General features: G+C 68.0%; 1 protein-coding gene. It reads left to right on the forward strand.

Annotated features, from left to right (window positions below):
• Positions 1 to 1,170, forward strand: a 1,170-nt coding sequence (gene pyk, locus G9373_RS45340; protein ID WP_206034012.1) for a pyruvate kinase, incomplete at both ends; no start/stop codon positions are given.

Below are 1,170 nucleotides of genomic sequence, written 5' to 3' on the forward strand. Positions count from 1 at the left end.
AACCGACGCACGAAGATCGTATGCACACTTGGACCTGCTACCGCCACCGGTGACCGTATTCGCGAGCTCGTCGAAAGCGGTATGGACGTGGCGCGGCTGAATTTCAGCCACGGCGAACACGCCGACCACGAGGAGAACTACAAACGCGTCCGGGCCGCCTCGGACGCGACGGGGAAGGCGGTCGGTGTCCTCGCCGACCTCCAGGGCCCGAAGATCCGGCTCGGCCGGTTCGCCGAGGGTCGCACCACGTGGGCCAACGGTGAGGAAGTGCGGATCACCGTCGACGAGGTCGAGGGCACCCACGACCGGGTGTCGACCACGTACAAGCAACTCGCCGAGGACGCCAAGGCGGGTGACCGCCTGCTCGTCGACGACGGCAAGGTCGGTCTCGTCGTCTCCGGTGTGGACGGCAACGACGTGATCTGCCGGGTCACCGAGGGTGGCCCGGTCAGCAACAACAAGGGTGTGTCCCTGCCGGGGATGAACGTGTCGGTCCCGGCGCTGTCGGAGAAGGACATCGCCGACCTCGAGTTCGCGCTCGGCCTCGGCGTCGACTTCATCGCGCTGTCGTTCGTGCGGTCGCCGGCCGATGTGGAACTGGTTCACGCCGTGATGGATCGGGTCGGTCGCCGGATCCCGGTGATCGCGAAGCTCGAGAAGCCGGAGGCGATCGACAACCTCGAGGCGATCGTGCTGGCATTCGACGCGGTGATGGTCGCCCGCGGTGACCTGGGTGTGGAGTTGCCGCTCGAGCAGGTGCCGCTGGTGCAGAAGCGGGCGATCCAGATCGCCCGGGAGAACGCGAAGCCGGTCATCGTGGCCACCCAGATGCTCGAGTCGATGATCGAGAACTCGCGGCCCACCCGCGCCGAGGCGTCCGACGTCGCGAACGCGGTCCTCGACGGTGCGGACGCGGTGATGCTGTCCGGTGAGACGTCGGTCGGTAAGTACGTGATGGAGACGGTGCGCACGATGGCGCGGATCGTCGAGACCACGGAAAGCGAACCTGACCGCGTCGCCACCTTCGCCCACGTCCCACGGACCCAGGGCGGTGTCATCTCCTATGCCGCCCGCGACATCGGGGAGCGGCTGGACGCGAAGGCGCTGGTCGCGTTCACCCAGTCCGGGGACACGGTGCGCCGCCTGGCGCGGCTGCACACGCCGCTGCCG

Source organism: Rhodococcus sp. A14, assembly GCF_011603105.1.
GTDB classification, from domain to species: Bacteria; Actinomycetota; Actinomycetes; order Mycobacteriales; family Mycobacteriaceae; genus Rhodococcus_F; species Rhodococcus_F opacus.